Annotated in this window: 23 protein-coding genes and 1 other RNA gene; 7 read left to right on the top strand and 17 right to left on the bottom strand. The window is 73.3% G+C overall.

Translation table 11 applies throughout. The features are described from left to right. Window positions 1–41 precede the first annotated feature (41 nt). Window positions 42–398, top strand: an RNA gene (rnpB, locus tag DEJ31_RS00190) — RNase P RNA component class A. A 338-nt stretch (window positions 399–736) separates the two neighbouring features. On the opposite strand, the gene DEJ31_RS00185 is transcribed toward rnpB, so the two are convergent. The 8 genes from DEJ31_RS00185 to DEJ31_RS00150 form a co-directional block, all read right to left on the bottom strand. Then, the gene (locus tag DEJ31_RS00185; protein ID WP_111120932.1) at window positions 737–1,471 is read right to left on the bottom strand and encodes a zinc ribbon domain-containing protein; all 735 of its coding nucleotides are present in this window, start codon (window positions 1,469–1,471) and stop codon (window positions 737–739) included. Window positions 1,472–1,473: 2 nt separating this feature from the next. Further along, a complete protein-coding gene (locus DEJ31_RS00180) occupies window positions 1,474–2,307 on the bottom strand; it encodes a Nif3-like dinuclear metal center hexameric protein (protein ID WP_110904554.1) in 834 nt (277 codons plus the stop codon). Window positions 2,308–2,345: 38 nt separating this feature from the next. After that, window positions 2,346–3,467, bottom strand: a complete 1,122-nt coding sequence (locus DEJ31_RS00175) for a hypothetical protein (protein WP_110904555.1) — start codon at window positions 3,465–3,467, stop codon at window positions 2,346–2,348. Window positions 3,468–3,598: 131 nt separating this feature from the next. Beyond that, the gene (locus DEJ31_RS00170) at window positions 3,599–4,558 is read right to left on the bottom strand and encodes a helix-turn-helix domain-containing protein (RefSeq protein WP_181421662.1); all 960 of its coding nucleotides are present in this window, start codon (window positions 4,556–4,558) and stop codon (window positions 3,599–3,601) included. Window positions 4,559–4,624: 66 nt separating this feature from the next. Next, on the bottom strand, window positions 4,625–5,053 hold the full coding sequence (locus DEJ31_RS00165; RefSeq protein ID WP_110904557.1) for an ATP-binding protein: 429 nt from the start codon (window positions 5,051–5,053) through the stop codon (window positions 4,625–4,627). Next, complete coding sequence (locus tag DEJ31_RS00160) at window positions 5,044–5,382, bottom strand: STAS domain-containing protein (RefSeq protein WP_110904558.1); 339 nt, start codon at window positions 5,380–5,382, stop codon at window positions 5,044–5,046. The genes DEJ31_RS00165 and DEJ31_RS00160 overlap by 10 nt, the downstream gene beginning before the upstream one ends. A gap of 108 nt (window positions 5,383–5,490) precedes the next feature. Beyond that, entirely contained in the window at window positions 5,491–8,148 is a 2,658-nt protein-coding gene (locus DEJ31_RS00155; protein WP_110904559.1) for a phosphoenolpyruvate carboxylase, read from the bottom strand. Window positions 8,149–8,258: 110 nt separating this feature from the next. Continuing rightward, window positions 8,259–8,927 (bottom strand): heme oxygenase (biliverdin-producing), encoded by a 669-nt coding sequence (locus DEJ31_RS00150; protein ID WP_110904560.1) that lies wholly within the window; start codon window positions 8,925–8,927, stop codon window positions 8,259–8,261. 76 nt (window positions 8,928–9,003) lie between these two features. Between DEJ31_RS00150 and DEJ31_RS00145 the strand changes: the two genes are divergently transcribed. Together DEJ31_RS00145 and DEJ31_RS00140 are read left to right on the top strand one after the other, a co-directional pair. Continuing rightward, complete coding sequence (locus tag DEJ31_RS00145; RefSeq protein WP_111120931.1) at window positions 9,004–9,849, top strand: siderophore-interacting protein; 846 nt, start codon at window positions 9,004–9,006, stop codon at window positions 9,847–9,849. Between the two features lie 37 nt (window positions 9,850–9,886). Next, window positions 9,887–10,462 carry a GIY-YIG nuclease family protein gene (locus DEJ31_RS00140; protein ID WP_111120930.1) on the top strand — a complete coding sequence of 192 codons (576 nt, stop codon included), beginning with the start codon at window positions 9,887–9,889 and terminating at the stop codon, window positions 10,460–10,462. A 33-nt stretch (window positions 10,463–10,495) separates the two neighbouring features. On the opposite strand, the gene DEJ31_RS00135 is transcribed toward DEJ31_RS00140, so the two are convergent. The 3 genes from DEJ31_RS00135 to DEJ31_RS17485 form a co-directional block, all read right to left on the bottom strand. Beyond that, window positions 10,496–11,476: a hypothetical protein gene (locus DEJ31_RS00135; RefSeq protein WP_110904563.1), complete on the bottom strand. Its 981-nt coding sequence runs from the start codon at window positions 11,474–11,476 to the stop codon at window positions 10,496–10,498. A gap of 70 nt (window positions 11,477–11,546) precedes the next feature. Next, window positions 11,547–12,227, bottom strand: coding sequence for an RES family NAD+ phosphorylase (locus tag DEJ31_RS00130; RefSeq protein ID WP_111120929.1), 681 nt, complete (start codon window positions 12,225–12,227; stop codon window positions 11,547–11,549). Then, complete coding sequence (locus DEJ31_RS17485; protein WP_110904565.1) at window positions 12,214–12,771, bottom strand: hypothetical protein; 558 nt, start codon at window positions 12,769–12,771, stop codon at window positions 12,214–12,216. The genes DEJ31_RS00130 and DEJ31_RS17485 overlap by 14 nt, the downstream gene beginning before the upstream one ends. Window positions 12,772–12,900: 129 nt before the next feature. Between DEJ31_RS17485 and DEJ31_RS17480 the strand changes: the two genes are divergently transcribed. After that, window positions 12,901–13,869: an acetylxylan esterase gene (locus DEJ31_RS17480; RefSeq protein WP_111120928.1), complete on the top strand. Its 969-nt coding sequence runs from the start codon at window positions 12,901–12,903 to the stop codon at window positions 13,867–13,869. An 18-nt stretch (window positions 13,870–13,887) separates the two neighbouring features. Here DEJ31_RS17480 and DEJ31_RS00115 read toward each other — a convergent pair whose 3' ends face one another. Beyond that, window positions 13,888–14,139, bottom strand: coding sequence for a DUF4287 domain-containing protein (locus tag DEJ31_RS00115; RefSeq protein WP_111120927.1), 252 nt, complete (start codon window positions 14,137–14,139; stop codon window positions 13,888–13,890). 49 nt (window positions 14,140–14,188) lie between these two features. After that, window positions 14,189–15,673: a reverse transcriptase family protein gene (locus DEJ31_RS00110; protein WP_181433426.1), complete on the bottom strand. Its 1,485-nt coding sequence runs from the start codon at window positions 15,671–15,673 to the stop codon at window positions 14,189–14,191. A 64-nt stretch (window positions 15,674–15,737) separates the two neighbouring features. Here DEJ31_RS00110 and DEJ31_RS00105 point away from each other — a divergent pair, with 64 nt between their 5' ends. Genes DEJ31_RS00105 through DEJ31_RS00095 form a run of 3 tightly spaced genes read left to right on the top strand, consistent with a single transcriptional unit; the run spans window position 15,738 to window position 17,106 of the window. Beyond that, window positions 15,738–16,250, top strand: coding sequence for a heme-degrading domain-containing protein (locus DEJ31_RS00105; protein WP_220034835.1), 513 nt, complete (start codon window positions 15,738–15,740; stop codon window positions 16,248–16,250). Further along, window positions 16,247–16,684 carry an HIT family protein gene (locus tag DEJ31_RS00100; protein WP_111044260.1) on the top strand — a complete coding sequence of 146 codons (438 nt, stop codon included), beginning with the start codon at window positions 16,247–16,249 and terminating at the stop codon, window positions 16,682–16,684. Before DEJ31_RS00105 ends, DEJ31_RS00100 begins: the two co-directional genes overlap by 4 nt. Beyond that, window positions 16,681–17,106 carry a RidA family protein gene (locus tag DEJ31_RS00095; protein ID WP_111120925.1) on the top strand — a complete coding sequence of 142 codons (426 nt, stop codon included), beginning with the start codon at window positions 16,681–16,683 and terminating at the stop codon, window positions 17,104–17,106. The genes DEJ31_RS00100 and DEJ31_RS00095 overlap by 4 nt, the downstream gene beginning before the upstream one ends. A gap of 18 nt (window positions 17,107–17,124) precedes the next feature. On the opposite strand, the gene DEJ31_RS00090 is transcribed toward DEJ31_RS00095, so the two are convergent. From DEJ31_RS00090 to DEJ31_RS00080, 4 genes are all read right to left on the bottom strand, one after another. Continuing rightward, on the bottom strand, window positions 17,125–17,784 hold the full coding sequence (locus DEJ31_RS00090) for a copper resistance CopC family protein (RefSeq protein ID WP_111120924.1): 660 nt from the start codon (window positions 17,782–17,784) through the stop codon (window positions 17,125–17,127). Between the two features lie 304 nt (window positions 17,785–18,088). Continuing rightward, window positions 18,089–18,253: a hypothetical protein gene (locus DEJ31_RS17030; protein ID WP_181433425.1), complete on the bottom strand. Its 165-nt coding sequence runs from the start codon at window positions 18,251–18,253 to the stop codon at window positions 18,089–18,091. A gap of 56 nt (window positions 18,254–18,309) precedes the next feature. Then, entirely contained in the window at window positions 18,310–19,269 is a 960-nt protein-coding gene (locus DEJ31_RS00085; RefSeq protein WP_111044262.1) for an SDR family NAD(P)-dependent oxidoreductase, read from the bottom strand. 57 nt (window positions 19,270–19,326) lie between these two features. Beyond that, window positions 19,327–20,016, bottom strand: a complete 690-nt coding sequence (locus tag DEJ31_RS00080; RefSeq protein WP_111120923.1) for a hypothetical protein — start codon at window positions 20,014–20,016, stop codon at window positions 19,327–19,329. Between the last annotated feature and the right edge of the window lie 7 nt (window positions 20,017–20,023).

The following is a 20,023-nucleotide window of genomic DNA, read 5'->3' as shown; positions in this document are numbered from 1 at the left end:
TCCGGGCTGACCAGCTGGGCCGCTAGACTCGTCGGAGCGAACGGGTCGGTGAGACGGTCGCGTCACTCCCCCGGGAGTGCCGAGGAACGTCCGGGCTCCACAGAGCAGGGCGGTGGGTAACACCCACCCGGAGCAATCCGCGAGACAGTGCCACAGAGAACAGACCGCCGGCGGCGACGTCGGTAAGGGTGAAACGGTGGTGTAAGAGACCACCAGGGATCCGGGTGACCGGATCTGCTCGGTAAACCTCGCCCGGAGCAAGGTCAGACAGAGGACGCTGAGGCTGCTCGCCGAGTCCTCGGGTAGACCGCTGGAGGCCGACGGCAACGTCGGTCCGAGAGAGATGGCCGTCACCGCCGCGAGGCGGGACAGAACCCGGCGTACGGCCGGCCCGTTCGCCCCGGACCGTACCGACACGACAGCCCGGCACCGCGAGGTGCCGGGCTGTCGTGTTCCACGCCCCCGTCGCCGCGAGACGCCGCGCAACGCGTGAGACGCCGCCGAATTCCGAGGCGTCTCGCCCGGATGGCGGCGTCTCGCGCAGACGTGCGCGTCTCAGCGGACGGGAGGCACGCGGCCAACCCGCACCGCGCCTCCCGCCCGGCACTCCCCAGGACGCCGCCATCGCGGCGAGACGCCGCGCAACGCGCGAGACGCCGCCGATTTCGGCGGCGCCTCGCGGAGACGGCGGGGTCTCGGCGACACCAAGCGACACCGAGCGGCGCCGGCTGGCCGCCTACAGGCCGGACTCAGCCGTCCGCACCAGGATCGCGTCGCTGTCCGGGCAGAGCACGACGTCGTCCGGCGCCGCGGCCCGGATCGACGCCAGGTCGGAGTTGTTCAGCGCCACGCCGGACGCCGTCGACACGCCGCCCTGCAGCAACGACGCCCCGAAGCCGTACCGGGCCCGCTGGCGCTCGTACAGAGCGAGGAGGTCCGCCGGCACCTTGGCTGCCACGTCGGCGCGGGACTGCACCGCGGCGACGCGGTCCTTCTCGAACCGGGCGATGCCGTCGTCGCGCACCCCCATCAGGCGTCCACGCTCGGCGTCGATGTCGGCGAGCTGCTTCTCGATGTCACCGACCCGGGCGCGCAGCTGGTCGAGCTTCTCCATGACCTCGAGCTCCTGCGTCTCGAGGTCGTTCGTCCGGCGGTTCAGCGAGTCGAGCTCGTTCTGCAGCCCGGCGGCGTCCTTCGCGCTGCCGACGTTCTGCAGCAGCGTGGTGTCGCGCTCGATGCGTGCCTGCGCGGTGGCGGTGTCCGACTCGAGGCGGGCGAGGTCACGCTCGGCGTCCTCCACGTCGCCCGTGGCCGCGGCGAGCTGTCTCCGCAGCCCGGCGGCCCGGGTACCGAGCTCGGTGAGGTGCTCACCCTTCTGCAGGGAGCTGATCCGGTGTGCCAACCGGGTGATGTCGTTGTCGAGTCGTTGGACGTCGAGCAAGATGGCCTGGTCCTCGGGTGCTGCCTTCATGGTCAGGCTCCTTCGTTGGGGGCGGATGGCAGGACGGCGAAGTCCCACGGGTCGGTGCGGAGGTCGCTCACGGTGACGCGGACCCCGGTGGCGGCACGCAGCTGTTCGGCGGCGACGTCGAGCCAGAGCCACTCGGTCGCCCAGTGCGAGGTGTCGATGAGCGCGGGCCCGTCGGCCACCATCGCCTGCTCGCGGAACTCGGAGGCGGGGTGGTGCCGGAGGTCGCTCGTCACGTAGACGTCGGCCGCCCGCACCTCGGGGTTGCCGAGGTACGCGTCGCCCGCACCGGCACACAGGGCGACGCTGCGGACCGGACGGTCGTACTCCCCCGACACCCGGACCCCGGTCGCGGTGGCGGGCAGGACGTCGACGATCCGCCGGGCGAGGACGCCGAGCGCCACGGGTTCGGCGAGGACGCCGACCCGGCCGATGCCGGTCACGCCGTCGGCGGCGGGTTCGAGCGGACGCTGCTGCTGCAGGCCGATCCGGTCCGCGAGCACGGCGGAGGTGCCGGTGGTGACGACGTCGGCGTTCGTGTGTGCCGCGAGGAGCGCGCAGCCGCCGCGCACGAGCGTGGCGAGGACCGAGCCCTTGTAGGTGGACTCGTCGATCGTGGTCACACCGCGCAGCAGCAGGGGGTGGTGCGTCAGCAGCAGGTCGGCCCCGGCAGCGACGGCTTCGCGTGCGGTGTCCGGCACGGCGTCGACGGCCAGGTGGACGTGTTCGACCACAGCGTCCGGGTCGCCCGAGACGAGGCCGACGGAGTCCCAGGACTCCGCCCCGGCCGCCGGCCACAGGGACTCGACGACGGACTGCAGTTCTCGGAGCGTCGGCATCCCGTCAGTGTACCGAGACGGCGGCCTCCACCCGGGTGTCAGCGACGGCCGACGAGGTGCAGCAGACGGGCGACGAGACGCGACCACCAGCCGGACGGCACGGTGGACGACGCGTCGGCACGGGCCTCCCCGTCGGCTGGGCCGTCGGCGGCGTCCGTCGCGACGGTGTCGTCGGTGGTCTCCGGTGCCGCGACCGGTGCGGCCACCGGGACCTCGACGGACACGACCGGCTGCTCGCCGGTGTGCGCGCGGAGCACGGCGGCGAACGCCTCGCGGTCGATGACGGTCGGCCCGGTGGCCGGCTGCACCAGTGGCGTCGGTCGACCGGACGCCGGGACCGGCGGGGAGGACGGCGAGACGGTCTGGAGGCTCGACACCGGTCGGACCGCGGTCCGCGGTCCGGCGGTGGCCAGGATGCCGTGGTCCGGTCGGTCGTCGGCCGGGACGTCGACCGTCACCGGATCCGCAACCGCGCGGTGCGGTGCCGGCAGGAGCGGGCGGACGGCTCCGAGCCGCACGGGCGACGTGGCGGCCCGGCGGAGGGCGGCTCGCTCACGACGGTCGGCCTCGAGTGCGGCGTCGGCCAGCAGGTCGGCGAAGACCTCGCGAGCGAAGGCCCGTGCACCCTCGACCTCCGCATCGGTGCTGTCGGCGACGACGGCCTCCCAGGCGGCGAGGCGAGCGAGGTCCTCGTCGCGGACGCGGACCTCGTCCTCGAGCAGGTCGATCCGTTCGATGGTGGTCCGGCCACTCGCGGCGTCGAGCGCGACGGCGAGGTCGTCGAAGCGGAGGGCGAAGCGCTCGGGCGGCTCCGGGAAGGACGGGGCGCAGACGGCCACGTGACGGGCACGGTCGCGGCGGAAGGCGCGGTCGTCACCCGAGGTGGTGGGGGCGGCGGGCTCGGCGGCGACCGCGGGCTCGGCGTCCACCTCGGGTTCGGTGCCGGTCTCGGCCTCGGCCTCGGGCTCGGGGAGGTCGACTGCCAGCTGTTCCCCGTGCACCGGGGGCAGCACGGGACGGCGCACCGGACCCGTCACCGGGGGGACGACGAGGTCTGCGAGGTACGGCGACCGCGTGGCCGGGGCGTCGCGCAACCACTCCTCGAGTTCGCGACCGAAGGGGTCCACGAGGGGCGTGCGTGCTCCGGACTGCGTCTCCATGTGAGGAGTATGAATATCGCACGCTCGATCGGTGCGGACATCGGCGGAGTGTCGCGGGATCCGGTGGCATGTCGCCCCGGTCGGAGCGGCGTGTCGTTGTGTCCGGGGACAGTGCGGGGCCGATCGCGGCGTCAGCCGTGCAGGGTGTCGCGGGGGTACTCCAGGAAGCGCCGGGCGTAGGCCGCCGAGAACCGACCCAGGTGCGCGAAACCCCACCGGACGGCGACGCTCGCCACAGTGGTGTCAGTCGGTGTGCCGGCGCGCAGCTCGTCGCGGACCCGGTCCAGGCGGATCCCCCGCAGCAGGGCGTTCGGTGCGACGCCGATCTGCCGCTGGAACGCCTGCTGCAGGCCGCGGACGCTGAGTCCGACGTGCTCGGCGACGTCGGTCGTGGTGATCGGCATGTGGGCGGCGGCGTGCATGTACTCGACGGCCGACCGCACACGCCCCGTGGCTCCGGACGGCAGCGGGACGTGACGGGCGGTGATGCGGTGCGGGAAGGTGGTCAGGAGCGCCAGGGCGGTCCGGCGGGCCGTGTCGGCGAGGGCGAGCACCGACACCGGGGCCTTGCCGAGCACGATCTGGGACGCCTCCTGCACCTGGTGGTTCCAGGCACGGACGGCCTCGACCCCGGGCGCTGCCGTGTGGTCGAAGACCAGGATGCCGGGTTCGGTGCCGTACGCCTCGGCCGCGATCCGTTCGAGGAAGGTCCGATCGAGCTGCACCACGCTCTGCCGCACGTCGGCCAGCTCGAAGCGGTAGGGGCGCCCGGTCGGGAACACCACCGGCCGTCCCGGCGCGAGGGCGACCTCGTCACGACCGACGTCCAGCACGCCGCCGCCGTCCGTCACCCAGGACACGCTGACCTGGTCGCCGGAATCGACCTCGCCGACCATGCGCGCGTCGAACCGGGTCGACCGGAACGACGTCGTCTGGTCGCCGACCGTCCGGAAGCGGTACCCGAAGGCGCGTTCGGTCCGCTCGGGCAGGAACCCGGAGGCCTCGTAGGCCTGCTCGAACACCGCACGGGCGGCATCGAGGTCGGCACCCGACGTCTCGAAGACGGTCCTGGGGTCCACGGTGGTGGTCATCCCGGGAATGGTGGCACGCACCGCGACAACTTCATGCATCTGGATGAACCTGCCGCGGGAAGCGGCTCACGCCGCGCGGGTGGACTTCCGGACCGTCCAGCGGTTCTCGTCGCCGTGTCGGTCGTAGCGCAGTTCGTCGACGACCATCTGCACGAGGGCGAGGCCACGACCGCTCTCTGCCATGTCGTCCGGCAGGGTGGCACCGGCCACGTCGACGGACGCGGGGCGGCCGTCGTCGGTGATCCGGGCCTCCAGTCCGTCGCTGGCGACCGCGAGCGTCAACGAGCACGTGAGCGGGATGCCGGCGGTGGCGTGCTCGATCACGTTCGACGCCAGCTCGATGATCGCGAGTTCGAGGGCCATCCGGTCCTCGACGCTGACGGCGGGCTCGGCCGTCCAGACGTCGCTGAGGAAGTCGTGCACCGAGGAGACGTCGTCGGGCGGCGACGCGAAGTCCAACCGGTGCTCGCCCACGACGGCTCCGGTCAGACCCATTCGCGGACGGCTTCGTCGCCGTCGGCGTAGCTGCGGAGGATCTTGTCGATGTTCGACAGCTTCAGCACCATCGCGACCTGCTCGGACGGTGCCGCGATCCGGAGGTCACCGCCGGCCTGTCGGGCGGTCTTCAGCGCACCGACGAGCGCTCCGAGGCCCGAGGAGTCGAGGAACTCCACGTGCGACAGCTCGACGGCGACACGAGGACGACCGCCCTCGATGACCGTCGCGACGGTCTCACGGAAGGCGGGTGCCGACACCATGTTGAGGCGTCCGGAGCACTCCAGCACCGCCGCTTCGGTGCCGGCTTCGTGTACGACGATGTCCATTGTGTGTGGGGCCCCCTCGAGAGTCTGCGCGTGCCTCATCGGAGGCTAACGGGTCATGGCGACCGGGGGAACAGGACGCGCTGGCGTCCGTGCCCCCGGTCCGGGGGATCACCCCGTGTTCTGCAGGCCGGCGGCGATGCCGTTCACCGTCAGCAGGAGCAGTCGGTGGTCGCCGTCCGTGGTGTCGGAACTGCCGGAGGAACGGATCGCCCGGAGTGCCCGCAGCTGCAGGTGCGACAGCGCGTCGACGTACGGGGAGCGCAGGCGGACGGCCCGCGCGAGCACCGGCCGGTCCTCGAGCACGTCCTCTGCGCCGCTGATCCGCAGCACCCAGGAGCGGGTCCGGTGCATCTCGTCCAGGACCTTCTGGCCGAGGTCGCCCCGGTCCGCGAGCGCGAGGTACCGCCGCGCGATCTGCACGTCGGTCTTCGCGAGCGACATCTCGACGTTCTTGACCAGCGCGGCGAACAGCGGCCACTCGGCGGCTGCCGTGCGGAGCAGGTCGAGGTCACCGACCGCCTCGAGCGCCGAGCCCAAGCCGTACCAGCCGGCGAGGTTGATGCGGGCCTGCGTCCACGAGAACACCCACGGGATCGCCCGGAGGTCCTCGAGCGACTCGACGCTGAGACCACGACGGGCCGGACGGGACCCGAGCGGCAGGAGCCCGAGTTCTTCCATCGGCGTGACACGGGCGAACCACGGTGCGAAGCCGTCGGCCTTCACGAGGTCGTAGAAGGCGGCACGGGAGACGTCGTCGAGCTGCTGCGCCAGGTCGGCGAAGCGCTCGGCGGCGGCTGCGGTACGGGACTCGTTGGACGGCGACGACGCGAACAGCGTGGCCGAGGCCATCTGCTCGAGGTGCCGGGCGGCGATGTCCTGGTCGCCGTACTGGGCGAAGATCACCTCACCCTGCTCGGTGAGCTTGAGGCGGCCGTCGATCGACCCGGGCGGCTGCGCGAGCACGGCCTCGTTCGCCGGACCACCGCCACGACCGAGCGATCCGCCGCGGCCGTGGAACAGCGTCAGCTCGACGTCGTGCTCAGTCGCCCAGGACGCGATCCGCGCCTGGGCGTCGTACAGGGCCAGGTTCGCCGACACCGGGCCGACGTCCTTCGATGAGTCCGAGTAGCCGAGCATGACCTCGAGCCGGTGCCCGGTCGCGGCCAGACGACGCTGGAACGGCTCGGTGCGGACGGCTTCGTCGAGGATGTCGACGCTGGCGTGCAGGTCGGCGAAGGTCTCGAAGAGCGGGATGACGTCGAGCACCGGAGCGGCCTCGACCGACCCGAGTGCGGCCACGGCGAGCTCGTGCACGTTCGCCAGGTCCTCGGCGGACTGGGTGAACGAGACGATGTACCGGCTGGCCGAGCGGACGCCGTAGCGGTGCTGCAGGTCCGCGATGGTGCGGAAGACGGCGAGGACCTCTTCGGTCATCGCACTCAGGTCTCCCCCGGCGCGGATCTCGGCGAGGGCCGTGCGGTGCACCTGGGAGTGCTGGCGGATCTCGAGCTCGGCCAGGTGGAACCCGAAGGTCTCGACCTGCCAGACCAGGTTCTGCAGCTCGCCGTTCGCGGCACGCAGGGCCCCGGCGGCGGTCAGCGAGGCCTGCACCACGTGCAGGTCGGCGAGCAACTCGTCCGGGCCGCCGTACGCCAGCGGTCGATCGTCGCGGCGGGTGGCGTCGATGCGGGCGGCGATGAACAGCAGCGCCCGACGGTGGGTCTCGGTGGGGGCGCGGATGCCGATGCGCTCGGCGACGTCCGGGTCGAGCGCCTCCTGCGCCGCGACCAGCGCGGTGAGCCCGGCGTCTCCCGGGGTGTGGTCGGAGTCGAGCGTCAGGGCGCTGCCGATGCGGGTGGCGGCCCGGGCCAGCCCGAGCAGGATGTGCTCTGCGGCGATCTCGGCGGCCTGGCGGGTGACGTCGGCGGTGACGTGCGGGTTGCCGTCGCGGTCCCCACCGATCCAGGTGCCGAAGCGCACGAACGCCGGGGCCTGCACCGGAGCGCGGCCGGCGTCGTCACCCTGCAGGCGATCGTCGAGCAGGCGGTACACCTGCGGCACGATCTCGAACAGGGTCTGGTCGAACACGCTCATCGCGGTGCGGACCTCGTCGAGCGGGGTCGGCCGGGTGGTGCGGAGCGGGGAGGTGCGGAGCAACGTCGCGATCTCCTCGAGGAGACGACGCTCGTTCTCGGCACGGGCGGTCGCGTTCTTCGTGCGGTCGCGCTCGTCGATGAGGTCGGTGATGCGCCGGACACCCGTGGTCACCGCACGACGGCGGGCCTCGGTCGGGTGCGCGGTGAGGACCGGGTGGAAGCGCAGGCCTTCCAGACGGGCAGCGGCTTCGTCGGCGCCGACCTGCTCGACGAGCTCGACGAAGGTCGCGGGGAACGAGTCACCCGGCTGGCCGCCGTCGTCACCGCGGGCACGGAGCACACGGACCCGGTGGTGCTCCTCAGCGAGGTTGACCAGGTGGAAGTACGAGGTGAAGGCCCGGGCGACCTCTTCCGCACGCTCGGCGGAGAACGTGGAGACGACCGCTTCGGCGCGGGTGGCGCCGTCTTCATCGGTGCCCTCGTACGCGTCGATGACCGCCTGGCGGAGCGCCTCGACGTCCCGCAGCAGGTCGTCGCCACCGGTCTCGCGGAGCACCCGTCCGAGCAGGTTGCCGAGGTACCGCACGTCAGCGCGCAGGTCACTGTCGACCGCTCCGCTGACGTCGTCACGCGCGCGTCCGAAGCGCGTCGAACCGTCGATCGCCGTCATCTCGTCCTTCCCGGGTCGGTCCGGGCTGTCCCGGCGTGGCAGCAGCGTACCGGGCGCCGACGCCACGTGACGACGACCGTCCGGACGGCCCGGTCGGACGCGCCCGTCGCTCAGGCCGGGTCGGCCAGGGCGGACGGGAGGCGCATCCGGTCCACGGCCGCGAGGAGCCCGGCGTCGAGACGGTACGCCAGCTCGACCTCGGCGATCACCCGCTCCCGCTCGTCGTCGCTCCACGGGGCCGCGTCGAGCTCCGCCCGGTAGGTGTCGGTGAACGCGGCCGGGTCGGCGACCTGGTCGAAGATCCAGAGCAGCACGCCGTTGGTCTCGAAGCCGAACTGGTCGGCGAGCAGGCGTCCGAGGGCGTGGCCGCCCGTCAGGTCCCCGAGGTAGCGCGTGTAGTGGTGAGCGACGAAGCCGCCGGGCCAGGTCGCCGCGACCTCGTTGAGCCGTCGGACGTACGCCGTCGTCGCCGGCAGCGGGGTGAGCAGCTCGTCCCAGTCCGGTCCGACCAGGTACTCCAGGTCGGCGCGGATGCCCGGCATGCGGGTCAGTCGGCTGGTCACGAACGGGGCGGCGACCGGGTGGTCCGCCATCCGGTCGGCCGCGCACTCGAGCGCGTCGTACACGAAAGCGTACTGCCCGAGGAGGGTCGCGTAGTCGGCGACGTCGCACCGCCCCTCGACCAGGTCGTGCATGAAGCCGCGGCCGGCCGAGACCCCGTGCGAGCGCCGGGTCCGGACCCGCAGGGCCTCGGAGAACGGGACGACGTTCGTGCTCATGAGGTGAGGCTAACCTCACGAGGTGTCCGTCGTCACCCCCCGGCAGGAAGACCCAGGAAAGGAGGCTCGTCCCCCGATGAGCCCCAAGCCGAACCGCCCGCAGCACGTCCTGGTCGTCGACCGCGCCGAGCGCCTCAGCCCGCACATGGTCCGCGTCCACCTCGGGGGCCCCGGGTACGACGCCTTCCTCGAGCACGCCGACCCGGACCGCCTGGCGACCACCGACAAGTACGTCAAGCTCATGCTCCCGAAGCCCGGCTCCGGCCTGCAACCGCCGTTCGACCTCGAGGTGCTCCGCGCGACGATGGCGAAGTCCGACCTGCCGGCCCGCCGTACCTACACCGTGCGCGCCGTCGACACCGTCGCCCGGACCATCGCGGTCGACTTCGTCGTGCACGGCACCGACGGGCTCGCCGGACCCTGGGCCGCCGCGGCCCAGCCGGGTGACCGCATCGCCCTGTCGGGCCCCGGCGGCGGCTGGGCCCCCTCGGAGGACCCGCAGGTCACCCACGTGCTGCTCGGTGACGACAGCGCCCTGCCCGCGATCGGTGCCTCCCTGGAGGCCATGGTCCCCACCGCGACGGGCGTCACCCTGGTCGAGGTGGCCGGCCCCGCCGACGAGCTGCCGCTCGTGCACCCGGCCGGCGTCGAGCTGCGCTGGCTGCACCGCGACGCGGCGGCTGCGGAGCCGGGCACGCTGCTGCTGGCGGCGACCCGCGAGCTGCCCCGTGCCTCCCGGCCGGTGAGCGTCTTCGCGCACGGTGAGCGGGCCGCGATCAAGGGGATCCGGCGGGTGCTGCAGGACGACTGGGGTCTCGAGAAGGCCGACCTGTCGCTGTCCGCGTACTGGGCGCTCGGCCGCGCCGAGGACCGGTTCCAGGAGGAGAAGCGCGAACCGATCGGCGTGGTCTTCGCGGACTGACCCGGGGTCGTCGGTGGCCGTCGGTAGCGTTCCGCCCATGGTCTGGTCCGAGAGCCTCGCACGCTGCTGCGTCCCCGGCTGCGGGGCGGACAGCTCCCCCGGCGCACCGGTGCCGCTCTGCACCGGACACGTCATGCTGATCGGCGAGTTCGCGGCCGAGCACGTCGGGGTGGACGACGTCCTCCCCGGCCCGTGCCTGGTCTGCGGCGGACGGATCGGGATCAGGTTCCCCTCCGGCTCGGTGTGCGCCGTCTGCGAGTGGCGCTTCGGCGACGTGCCGGACGGCGAGCTCGGCGCCCCACGGGTCGACGTCGTGTACTACCTGCGGATGCGCGACGGCACCGGCGACCGGATCAAGATCGGGACGACGGCGAACCCGCGGCAACGGCTCGGCCGGATCGCCCACCAGGACCTGCTCGGGTTCGAACGCGGCGACCGCACCCTCGAACGGCAGCGGCACGCGGAGTTCGCCGCCTCTCGCTACCCGGGCACGGAGTGGTTCCGCGTGACGCCGGAGCTCCTGGCGCACGTCGACGTCGTCGCCGCCGGCGTGCCCGACCCGTGGGCGCTGCACACGCGGTGGATGAGCGAGGCGCTGGCGCTCCGGTCCTGAGCGTCGGCGGCCCGTGTCGGCCGCGGCCGGCCGTCAGCGGGCGTAGGCGTCGACGAACAGCGGGCCGCGGACCTCGCGCAGGACGTCGACGAGCCGGTCGATCGTCCGTCCGGACACCCCGGACTCCTGCAGGTCCCACGGCCCCAGGACGGGCAGGCGCCCGGTGCGGATCCGGACGACCTCCCACCCGACGGCCCGGGTGGCGCGGTCCTTCCGGCGGTCCGACTCCTCGCGGGAGCCGACGTGTTCGAGCCCGTGTCGACCGGTGGAGTCGTACTCGATCGCGACGCGGAGTTCCGGCAGGATGATGTCCGGCCAGACCTCGACGTGCTCGTGGAAGGGCCGGTCGAGGCGGATCGCGGTGTGCTCGAACGTCAGGTCGAGGCGCTCGCGCAGCCCGGCCCGGAGCTCCGCCTCGACCGCTGAGGCCGGCGCCGGTGCGCACTGGCTGACGAACGACTCCCCCGACGGCAGCCGCGGGGTCTTCGGACAGATCGTCCGGGGCGCGGTCGTCCGGGTGCCGCGGCCGGGGACGCCGGTGCCGCCGGTGCGCGTGCGGGACTTGGTGCGCCGGGACGACGCGACCGCTCCGCCGGGCAGGCCGCGTGCGGGCGCGGCCGGGAGGGTCTGGCGCCCGGTGGAACGGACGGCTCGCTGCGGCACCGGGACGGCGCTCGGCCAGTCCTCGGGCAGCACCGGCCAGCGCTGCGGCTGGGCGAGCACGGCGCACTCCGGGCACCACACCGACCGGCGACGCTCGCGGCCGGGTCGAGACCGCTGCTCGCCCGGGGTGGCGACGAAGACGTGTCCGACGTCGCACTCCCACGTCAGCAGGACGTCGGCGGCCGGCGGGATCTGGGTGAGGACGACGCCGGCGTTCCAGTCGGGGTGGTACTGCCGCACCAGGACGGGCCATGACGCCCACTCCGCACGGAACTCGCCCACGGCGTACGGCACCGGGACACCGCGCGACCACTGCCGCCGGCGCCACCACGCATCCACTGGTTCGGCCACGACCGCACGGTAGGACGAGCCACCGACAGCAGCGGGACCGAGTCGGCCAGGGCGTCGGCGCAAGGTCCCGTCAGCGCGGCGGCGGGACGATCGTGAACCGCTCGGGCCCGGCCTGCGAGCCGTCCTCGAGCACCCGGATGCCGGACTCCCGACAGGCCGCGATGCCGTCACGGTGCACCCGCTCGGGTCGCGGCTTCCGGGGGACGCCCGCGTCGCCGAAGACCGCCCACGCGTTCGCCGCGGCGGCGCTGGTGAACCGGGTGCTGGAGCGGACTCCCGCGAACCCGGCTGCGTCGAACGCCCGCGCCCAGGCCTGCGGCACGCGGTAGTCGCCCATCGTCTGCAGCTCGGCACCGACGCCGGAGCGGACCGCCGTCGGGTCGGTCACATCGGCGAACCGTCGGCCCCGGGAGGCACGCGCCGCGACGACGACCATCTCGCGCGCCCGGGCGGCGAACACGGTGTTCGTGTGCAGCGTGTGGTGCGCCAGTCGTTCCCGCACGGCCACCTCGACCGTGTCCGCCCAGTAGCAGGTGCCGCGCGGGTCGGCGAGGTCGAACCGACCGCCGTCCACCCCGTCGGCGTCGGCCGGCGTCGATGCGAACCACCAGGCGCCGCGGTCGTGCCGCTTGGCCCGGTAGAAGGTGGTGCCGCGGGACTCGGTGGCCGGGAAGTCCGTGAGGTCGAGGTCGTCCGCCGGTCCCTGCTGGGCGACGTCTGTCCGCGCCGGTTCCCGCTCAGGCGTCGGCATGCCAGGCGTGCGCGGCTCGGCGGGCGGCGATCAGGACCGGTTCGACCCGACCGTCACGGAGCGCCTCGGCGGCCGTCGTCCCGCCGAACTCGTCCGCGACGGTGTTGAGCCAGAGCGCACTGCCCCAGGGGTCGATGCCGTCCCGGTCGATCAGGTCGAGCACCTGCCGCAGGTGCGGCAGCGGCTGGCCCGAGCGGCCGAACTGGAACGCGGGGAAGACCCGGGTGCCGTCGCCGATCTTCAGCCCGATCAGGTCGCGCTTCTGGGTGGCCTTGTGGATCGCCTGCCGGGTGACACCCCGCCAGTTCGCCAACGAGGCGGTGTCGTAGAACGGACCGACCAGCGCGTCGGCCTCGTGCTTGACGGTCGGCAGGGCGGCCAACATCCGCTCCGCCAGGGCGTCGACGTCCGCCGTGTCGGTGAGGGCGGCGTCCGCCTCACCGAGCCGGATCCGGTCGGTCAGCGCCCGCAGGAGCGCGGACTCGGCCGGGCTGAGCTCCTCCGCAGTGGCGGCGGCCCGTGTGCGGTGCAGTGTCGATTCCATCAGGACTCCTCTCGACAACCGTGTCAACCCGACGGTACTCGGAGACCGACAACCGCGTCAACCGCTCGTCACGGCGACGTCCCCCGCGGCCGTCTTCCGTCCGGCGCGCCCTCGTGCCAGGGTCGGAACGTGTACACCGACATCACCGGACCCGACCTCACCTCGTACCGCGGCAGCGTCGCCGAACCGGACGACTTCGACGACTTCTGGCGACGCACTCTCAGCGCGGCACGCGAGCACCCGATCGCCGTGCAGGCGGACCGGGTCGACACGGGTCTGGCCACCGTCGACACCTACGACGTCTCGTTCGCCGGGTGGGACGGGCAGCGCATCGCCGCGTGGCTCACCGTCCCCGCCGGCAGCAGTGCCGGCGCACCACTCCCCGCCGTCGTCGAGTACATCGGGTACGGCGGGGGCCGCGGTCTCCCCACCGAGCGACTGCTCTGGGCCTCCGCCGGCGTTGCACACCTGCTGATGGACACGCGCGGGCAGGGCTCGGGCTGGGCGATCGGCGACACGCCCGACCCGGACGGCACCGGCCCCGCGATCCCCGGCGTGATGACGCGCGGCATCGAGTCGCCCGACACCTACTACTACCGGCGCCTCACCACCGACGCCGTCCGCGCCGTCGACGCCGCACGTGACCTCGATCTGATCGACAGTGACCGGATCGCGGTCCTCGGGGGCAGCCAGGGCGGCGGCCTCGCGATCGCCGTCGCCGGCCTGGTCGAGGGTCTCGCCGGGGTGTTCCCTCGGGTGCCGTTCCTCTGTGACCACCGCCACGCGACGCAGATCACCGACGCGTACCCGTACCACGAGCTCGTCGACTACCTGGCGACGCACCGCACCGCGACCGACCGGGTCTTCGGGACGCTCGCCTACTTCGACGGGGTCCTGCACGCGGCCCGCGCGAGCGCACCGGCGTGGTTCTCGGTCGCACTGATGGACCCGATCTGCCCGCCGTCGACCGTGTACGCCGCCTACAACGCGTGGGCGGGGCCGAAGGAGATCACCGTCTGGGAGTACAACGGCCACGAGGGCGGCGGTCCGCACGAGGACGCCGACACGCTCCCCCGGCTGCGCGCGCTGTTCGGCTGACGAGTGGTGGGCGCGGCGTCAGCGGGCGAGGGCCTGCTCGACGTATGCGACGACCGCGTTCGCGTGGCCGTGCCCCATGCCGTGCTCGGTCTTGAGCCAGTCGACGACCTCCATGTGGCGGTGGTCGTCCAGGCGGTCGGCCGCCAGGTCGAGCCACTCCTGCACGGGTCGGCCGCAGGTGGTCGCGATGCTCGGGAAGTACGACGCCGGGCCATTCGGCTTGCTGCCGTCGGCCGGAGGTGCCGGTTCGCTGACGCGGTGCTCGCGCATGGCGTCACGCTAGGGAGCCGATGCGCCCGTTGGCAGGTCCCGGTCCCGCTCACCACTCGATGCGAGCGAACTCCTCGCGCAACCGCACCGCACGACCCGGGTGCACCTGGGCGACCCAGCCGATCCGGCCGAGCAGGTGCGCCCGGAAGTCCGCGTGCCCGCCACGGTCCTGCGACGCCGAGCCGTGCACCACGCAGTTGTGCAGGATCGCGTGCAGCCGGTCGACCTCGCGGCGGACCGGTGCGGTCCGCGCGTTGACGACGACGCCGGTCACCGACTGGCGGACACCGGCGCGTCGGACCCGGGTCTTCCGGGCGTTGAGCCGGTACCCCTGGTCGGTGACGATCCGCTCGACCCCGCGGAGGAACGCCTCCGGTCGCCGCGCCAGCTCGGCCCCGCCGCTGAACGTCAGGTCGTCGGCGTACCGGGTGTAGGCGGCACCGACCGATGCAGCCCATCCGGCAAGCCGGGCATCGAGGTGTCGCAACACGGTGTTCGCCAGCGCCGGCGAGGTCGGGGCGCCCTGTGGCAGGTGTGCCTCGGCGAGCACCCGACGGAGCGCTGCCCGCTCCTCCGGGTCGCCCCCGGGCGGCATCGCGGTGAGGACGTTCGGCGGCACCCGGTGCGTGCAGAGGCCGGTGAGGACGTGCGCGAGCGGTTCGGCGAACCCGGCGCTCCGGAACACGCCGTACACCGACCGTGCCCGCACACTCGCGAAGAACGTGGTGAGGTCCGCGGACACCACGACCTGCTGCCCGACGTGCACGGCGGCGCCCGTGACGACGCTGCGCCCGGGCACGAACCCGTGTGCCGCGTCGTGCACCGGCAGGACCGCGAGCAACTCGTCGAGCACGGTGCGCTGCGTCCGGCGGAGCAGGTCCATCGGCTTCTCCAGCAGCCGGGGCGTCCGTCCGGGGCGACGGACCCACTCGTGACGGTGGTGGTGCAGCGGGCTGGAGGGGCCCGGCCGACGGTTCCAGCCGCGGGTGTCGGCGAGCCAGAGCAGCCGACCGACGGTCACGTCGAGTTCCCGCGCGAGCTCGGGCAGCGTGTCGACCAGCAGGCGGCTCGACACGGTCGGGACCGCCTGCACCGCGACGGCACGTCGGAGCAGCACCCGCACCGGTCGGCGGTCGCGCCGCGAGTCGTGCAGGCGTACCAGCGGCGGCGATCCGGCCAGGACCGCGGCCAGCTGGCGGGGCGCACCGACGGGAGGCCGTGGGCACGTCTCGAGCGCAGCCCGGACCGCGAGTCCCACGTACGCACGCTCCAGGCCGACGACGTCGTACCCGGCGGCGGTCAGGTGGTCGGCGTCCCACGCGTCCGCGGCGAGGAACGCGTCGGCCAGCGCGGTGGCGACGACGTCGAGGGGCGTGGGGTTCCCGGAGGACCTGTCGGTGCCTCCGTGAGGACGCTCGCGCGGAGCGCGCCGAGCCTCTCGGGGCGTGTGGTCCTGCTGGTACTGCGTGCCCCGGGGTGACCCCGGAGAGGTCGACGCGTCACGCGCGCCGTCCGCCTCCCCCGGGAACTCCACGTGCCCACCATAGGAGGAAGCCGCTACCGTGACGAGCGACACCGCCGTCCCTGTGAGGAGCACCATGCCCGACACCACCGGAGCCCGCTACCGCGACCTGCCGACCGACGAGAAGCTCGCCGTGCTGCTCGACGAGGAGCGTGAACTCGACCACGACGCGTTCGACCTCGACGATGCCTGGGCGGTGGGGTCGTGGCTGCGGGCGACCGCGCTCGAGCGGGGACTCGGCATCGGCTTCGCGGTGTCCTTCGGCGAGCAGCGGGTGTTCCACGCCGCGACACCCGGGTCCGCCGCGGTCAACGACGCCTGGCTCGACCGGAAGTTCCGCGTGGTCCGGCACTTCGCGCACGCCACCCTGGCGGTGCGGACGCAGTACGAGCTCGGCGGGTCGTCCTTCGACGAGGCCGCGGCACTCGACCCCCGGCAGTACCAGGCCGCCGGCGGCGGGTTCCCGCTGTTCGTCCGCGGCAACCTCGTCGGGGCCGTCGGCGTCAGCGGGCTGGAGATGCACGACGACCACGCCCTCGTGGTCGAGGCCCTGCGCGCGCACCGCGCACGACAGGACGAGCGCCTGTGACCGGGACGGGCCTCCCGGACGACTGCGTCTTCTGCCACCTCATCGAGCACGACGACCAGGGCACGATCTGGGTCGAGCGCGAGCCGGACGCCGTGGCGTTCCGGCCGCTGCCGGAATCGGAACTCGCTCCCGGACACACGCTGGTCGTCCCGCGGGAGCACGCCACGGGCCTGCTGGACGTGTCCCCGGACGCGCTCCGAGCGACGACGTTGCTCGCCCAGCAGGTCGGCAGGGCGATGCGCGCCGCGCTCGGCGCGACCGGGGTCGTCGTGCTCAGCGCGACCGGTGCCGACGCCGGGCAGAGCGTGCCGCACCTGCACTTCCACGTCGTCCCGTCCTGGCCCGACGACGGGGTGCTGCGCTGGCCGGAGGCGCGGTCCGCCCACGTGGTGGACGGGGACGCGTCGACGATGCTCGCGGAGATGTTCGAGTGACGGACGCCGAGCGGCCGTCGGCGGTCCGGCTCCTCCGGTCCGCCGCGCTGAGCCCGACGGAGTACGCGTGCGCCGCGACCGCTCCGGCAGACGCCCGACTCGTGTTCCTCGCCGGGTCGTGTCCGCTCGACGCGGGCGGCGCCACGGTGGCCCCGGGTGACCACGCCGCCCAGGCCGAGCAGTGCATCGCGAACCTGCGGCAGGCACTGGCCGACGCCGGGGCACGGATGACCGACGTCCTCAGCACTCGTGTGCTCGTGGCATCGTCCCGCCAGGCTGACCTGGTCGCCGCCTGGCGGGTCGTCCGCGACGCGTTCGGCGAGCATGACGTGCCCAGCACGCTGCTCGGCGTCACCGTCCTCGGGTACGACGACCAGCTGGTCGAGGTGGAGGCGGTGGCCGCGGTCGTCGATGCGCCCTGAGGCAACCGATGGCCAGGCTCAGTCGTCGGCGGGGACCGAGCGACGGCGGCTCGCCAGGACGGCGACGACGCCGAGGACCACGACGATCGCGACACCGCCGAAAACCCAGGGCAGCGCGCTCGACGACCCGTCGCCGTCGGCCCCCACCGCGGTGTCCGCGACGGGGGTCGGCGTCGTCACGACCGACGTGCCGGACGACCCACGGGCCTCCCGACTCGGTGTGGCGGTGGGCGTGACCGTCGGTCCGGCGACCGCGGTCTGCGCCGCCTGCACCGTGAAGGCGACCTGCCCGTCGATCGGGTGGCCGTCCGGCGAGACGTACCGCCAGAGCATCGTGTGCGGCCCCGCCGACAGCTGCACCTGCTTCGACATGGTCGTCCCGGCGACGGTGACGTCGCCGGTCGACTCGTCCTGCCCGGCCTGGTCGCGGACCTCGATCCGGAGGCCCGCGTCGAGTCCCGCGAGCGGCGCCTCGGTGAACGTCAGGTCCACCTGGCGCAGGTCGCTCGCCACGACGCCACCCTCGGCGGGCGTGCTGCCGGTGAGGCCCGAGTGGGCGGACGCCGGTGCGGCGGTCGCGAGCCCGGTGAGGACCGTCGCGAGGGCGATCACCGCCCCGAGCACGGTGCGCAGGGTGGGCGTGGTCCGGGTGCGGCTGCTGCTCGCGGTCGATGGCACCCTTCGACCTACGGGGGGCGGATGTCAGTGGGCGCGCGCCGGTAGGGCCGACGGGTGGGGAACCAGCTGACGCTGCTCAGGACCGCGACCGCGCTGGCCGCCAGCGCTGCTGCCGTCACGCGAGCGTGTCGGGCGGCCGGGGGTGGCACATCGGTTCCCGCCCGGTCCGGTGGCCCGGTGACCGTCACGGACGGCGCACCGGCACCGCATCACCCGGTCGACGGGCAAGTCGCCGCCGGACCGCCCGGTGCACCAGGTGCACGACGACCAGGGGCGGCACGGTGACGAGGGCAGCGCGGCCGAACTACGGACCGGCGTCCACGGACCCGAAGGCGTTCCACCAGATCGCGAGCGCCAGGAAGCCCAGCCCGCACACCGTCCACGCGAGGACCAGGACCACAGTCCACGCCGACCCGGTCGGATCGCGCGTCACCGGCACCTCGTCCACCTGCGGCTCGTGACCGTCCATCAGCGCCCCTCGCGTCCGACCCCAGCACAGAACCGGGGTCGGGACGGGCAGCGACGTCAGCGGCGACCGCGCCGGACCACGAGCGTGACGAGCCCGGCCAGGCCGAGCCACACGAGCGGGCGCGTGACACGGCGGCGCTTCGCGACCCAGCCGCCGTCGGTGGCGTTGCCGGCGTCGTTCGGGGCGTAGAGGTTGCCGTCCGTCGGTGCCTGGTGGCCGCGGAGCGCGAAGACCTCGACCGCGGGTGTCGTGATGCGGTGGAACAGCCACGGCACGATGAACTCGGCGGCGACGAACGACGCCTGGAGGCGGCCGACGTAGCGGTTGCGCTTCGGGTGCACGGCCTGCGCGACGACGGCCTTCGCGGCCCGCTGCACGGAGACGGTGGGCGGCAGCGGGTGCGAGGCCTTGTCGGTGTAGTTCGCGCCGTTCTGGTAGATCGGGGTGTCGATCGTCGACGGCAGCACCGCGCCGAAGCGGATGCCGGTGCCCTGGTGCTCGTCCGCCAGGACGTCCATCAGCCCGAGGGCGGCGTGCTTGCTCGTCACGTAGGCCGACTGGTACGGCGCGGAGAGCAGCGACTGGATCGAGCCGACGAGGACGTAGGTGCCTTCACCGCGCTGCTTCCAGTGCGGCAGCAGGGCCTTGACCGCGTGGACGTGCCCGTGCAGGTTGGTGTCGACGACGCGCTTGAACGCCTCGGTCGGGGTCTGCTCGAACAGGCCGTACACGAAGAGCGCCGCGTTGCCGACGAACACGTCGATGCGACCGAAGCGGGCGGTGACGGTGGCGACGAGGTCGTTGACCTGCCGCTCCTCGGCGACGTCGGTGGGGATCGCGACGGCCTCGACACCGAGCGCGCGGCACTCGGCGGCCGCGGCCTCCAGGCTCTCCTTCCCGCGTGCAGCGAGGACGAGCGTGGCGCCCTGCTTGGCGAACTCGTGCGCAGCAGCCCGGCCGATGCCGCTCGATGCTCCGGTGATGACGACGACCTTGCCGCGGAAACGATGACCCATGCGTCCATGGGTACCCGCTCGCTCTGGCCGCGAGCACAGCGCGCTGTCCCCCGGCTGCTACGACGCTGCGCTCGGGGCCGTTCCGGGGTCCGAGCTGGTTCCGGTGTGGTCGAGCTCGTGTCGGAGCGAACGCAGCACCCGCAGGATGACGTCCAGCTTGTCCGGCCCGGCACCGGAGGAACGACAGAGCGCCGTCCGCGGAACGAGCACGACGTGACCCCGCGGGGTGGTCACCCAGATGCCCCAGTCCTGCCACTGCCCCTTCGCGTACGTCTTCGCCGAGCTGAACCCGTGGATGCGGGTCCAGGGCAGTTCGTGCACCGGTCGCTCGTGGTCCGGTGACCAGCCGTGCAGCCCGGCGTCGTCGACGGTCCAGATGATGGGCTTCGGGTCGGCGAACTCCTCACCGGCCACCAGTGCGGACGTCGTCACCGGCAGGTGGAAGGAGGGGCGAGGGCCCGCTACCCGGATCCGGGCGAGGGTGCGGCGGTCCCGCCTGCCGGACGCCCAGGCGGACAGTGCGATGACGGGCCCGGTGACCAGGAGGACGAGCGGGACGAGCAGCAGGGCGCCGCTGCGGCTGCTCGCATCGGCGATGCCCTGCGTCACCTCCGGGTGCACGAACTCCTGCCACAGCAGGAACACCCCGATCAGCGTGACCACCAGCGTTGCCACCACGATCCGCCAAGTCGGCGGCACCTCCCCGTCGCGCAGTCGCTGCACCCACCGGTCCGCGCTGTACTCCACCTCCCCA

The organism is Curtobacterium sp. MCPF17_031, from assembly GCF_003234035.1.
Taxonomy (GTDB): Bacteria; Actinomycetota; Actinomycetes; order Actinomycetales; family Microbacteriaceae; genus Curtobacterium.
Note: the sequence above shows the minus strand (reverse complement) of the source record. Positions and strands in the feature narration are given on the sequence as shown.

What these genes read in the sequence shown, in the direction of transcription:
- DEJ31_RS00185 (WP_111120932.1), bottom strand. Translation starts at nt 1,471, where the DNA reads ATGAAGGCAGCACCCGAGGACCAGGCCATCTTGCTCGACGTCCAACGA.
- DEJ31_RS00180 (WP_110904554.1), bottom strand. Translation starts at nt 2,307, where the DNA reads ATGCCGACGCTCCGAGAACTGCAGTCCGTCGTCGAGTCCCTGTGGCCG.
- DEJ31_RS00175 (WP_110904555.1), bottom strand. Translation starts at nt 3,467, where the DNA reads ATGGAGACGCAGTCCGGAGCACGCACGCCCCTCGTGGACCCCTTCGGT.
- DEJ31_RS00170 (WP_181421662.1), bottom strand. Translation starts at nt 4,558, where the DNA reads ATGACCACCACCGTGGACCCCAGGACCGTCTTCGAGACGTCGGGTGCC.
- DEJ31_RS00165 (WP_110904557.1), bottom strand. Translation starts at nt 5,053, where the DNA reads ATGGGTCTGACCGGAGCCGTCGTGGGCGAGCACCGGTTGGACTTCGCG.
- DEJ31_RS00160 (WP_110904558.1), bottom strand. Translation starts at nt 5,382, where the DNA reads ATGGACATCGTCGTACACGAAGCCGGCACCGAAGCGGCGGTGCTGGAG.
- DEJ31_RS00155 (WP_110904559.1), bottom strand. Translation starts at nt 8,148, where the DNA reads ATGACGGCGATCGACGGTTCGACGCGCTTCGGACGCGCGCGTGACGAC.
- DEJ31_RS00150 (WP_110904560.1), bottom strand. Translation starts at nt 8,927, where the DNA reads ATGAGCACGAACGTCGTCCCGTTCTCCGAGGCCCTGCGGGTCCGGACC.
- DEJ31_RS00145 (WP_111120931.1), top strand. Translation starts at nt 9,004, where the DNA reads ATGAGCCCCAAGCCGAACCGCCCGCAGCACGTCCTGGTCGTCGACCGC.
- DEJ31_RS00140 (WP_111120930.1), top strand. Translation starts at nt 9,887, where the DNA reads ATGGTCTGGTCCGAGAGCCTCGCACGCTGCTGCGTCCCCGGCTGCGGG.
- DEJ31_RS00130 (WP_111120929.1), bottom strand. Translation starts at nt 12,227, where the DNA reads ATGCCGACGCCTGAGCGGGAACCGGCGCGGACAGACGTCGCCCAGCAG.
- DEJ31_RS17485 (WP_110904565.1), bottom strand. Translation starts at nt 12,771, where the DNA reads ATGGAATCGACACTGCACCGCACACGGGCCGCCGCCACTGCGGAGGAG.
- DEJ31_RS00115 (WP_111120927.1), bottom strand. Translation starts at nt 14,139, where the DNA reads ATGCGCGAGCACCGCGTCAGCGAACCGGCACCTCCGGCCGACGGCAGC.
- DEJ31_RS00105 (WP_220034835.1), top strand. Translation starts at nt 15,738, where the DNA reads ATGCCCGACACCACCGGAGCCCGCTACCGCGACCTGCCGACCGACGAG.
- DEJ31_RS17030 (WP_181433425.1), bottom strand. Translation starts at nt 18,253, where the DNA reads ATGGACGGTCACGAGCCGCAGGTGGACGAGGTGCCGGTGACGCGCGAT.
- DEJ31_RS00085 (WP_111044262.1), bottom strand. Translation starts at nt 19,269, where the DNA reads ATGGGTCATCGTTTCCGCGGCAAGGTCGTCGTCATCACCGGAGCATCG.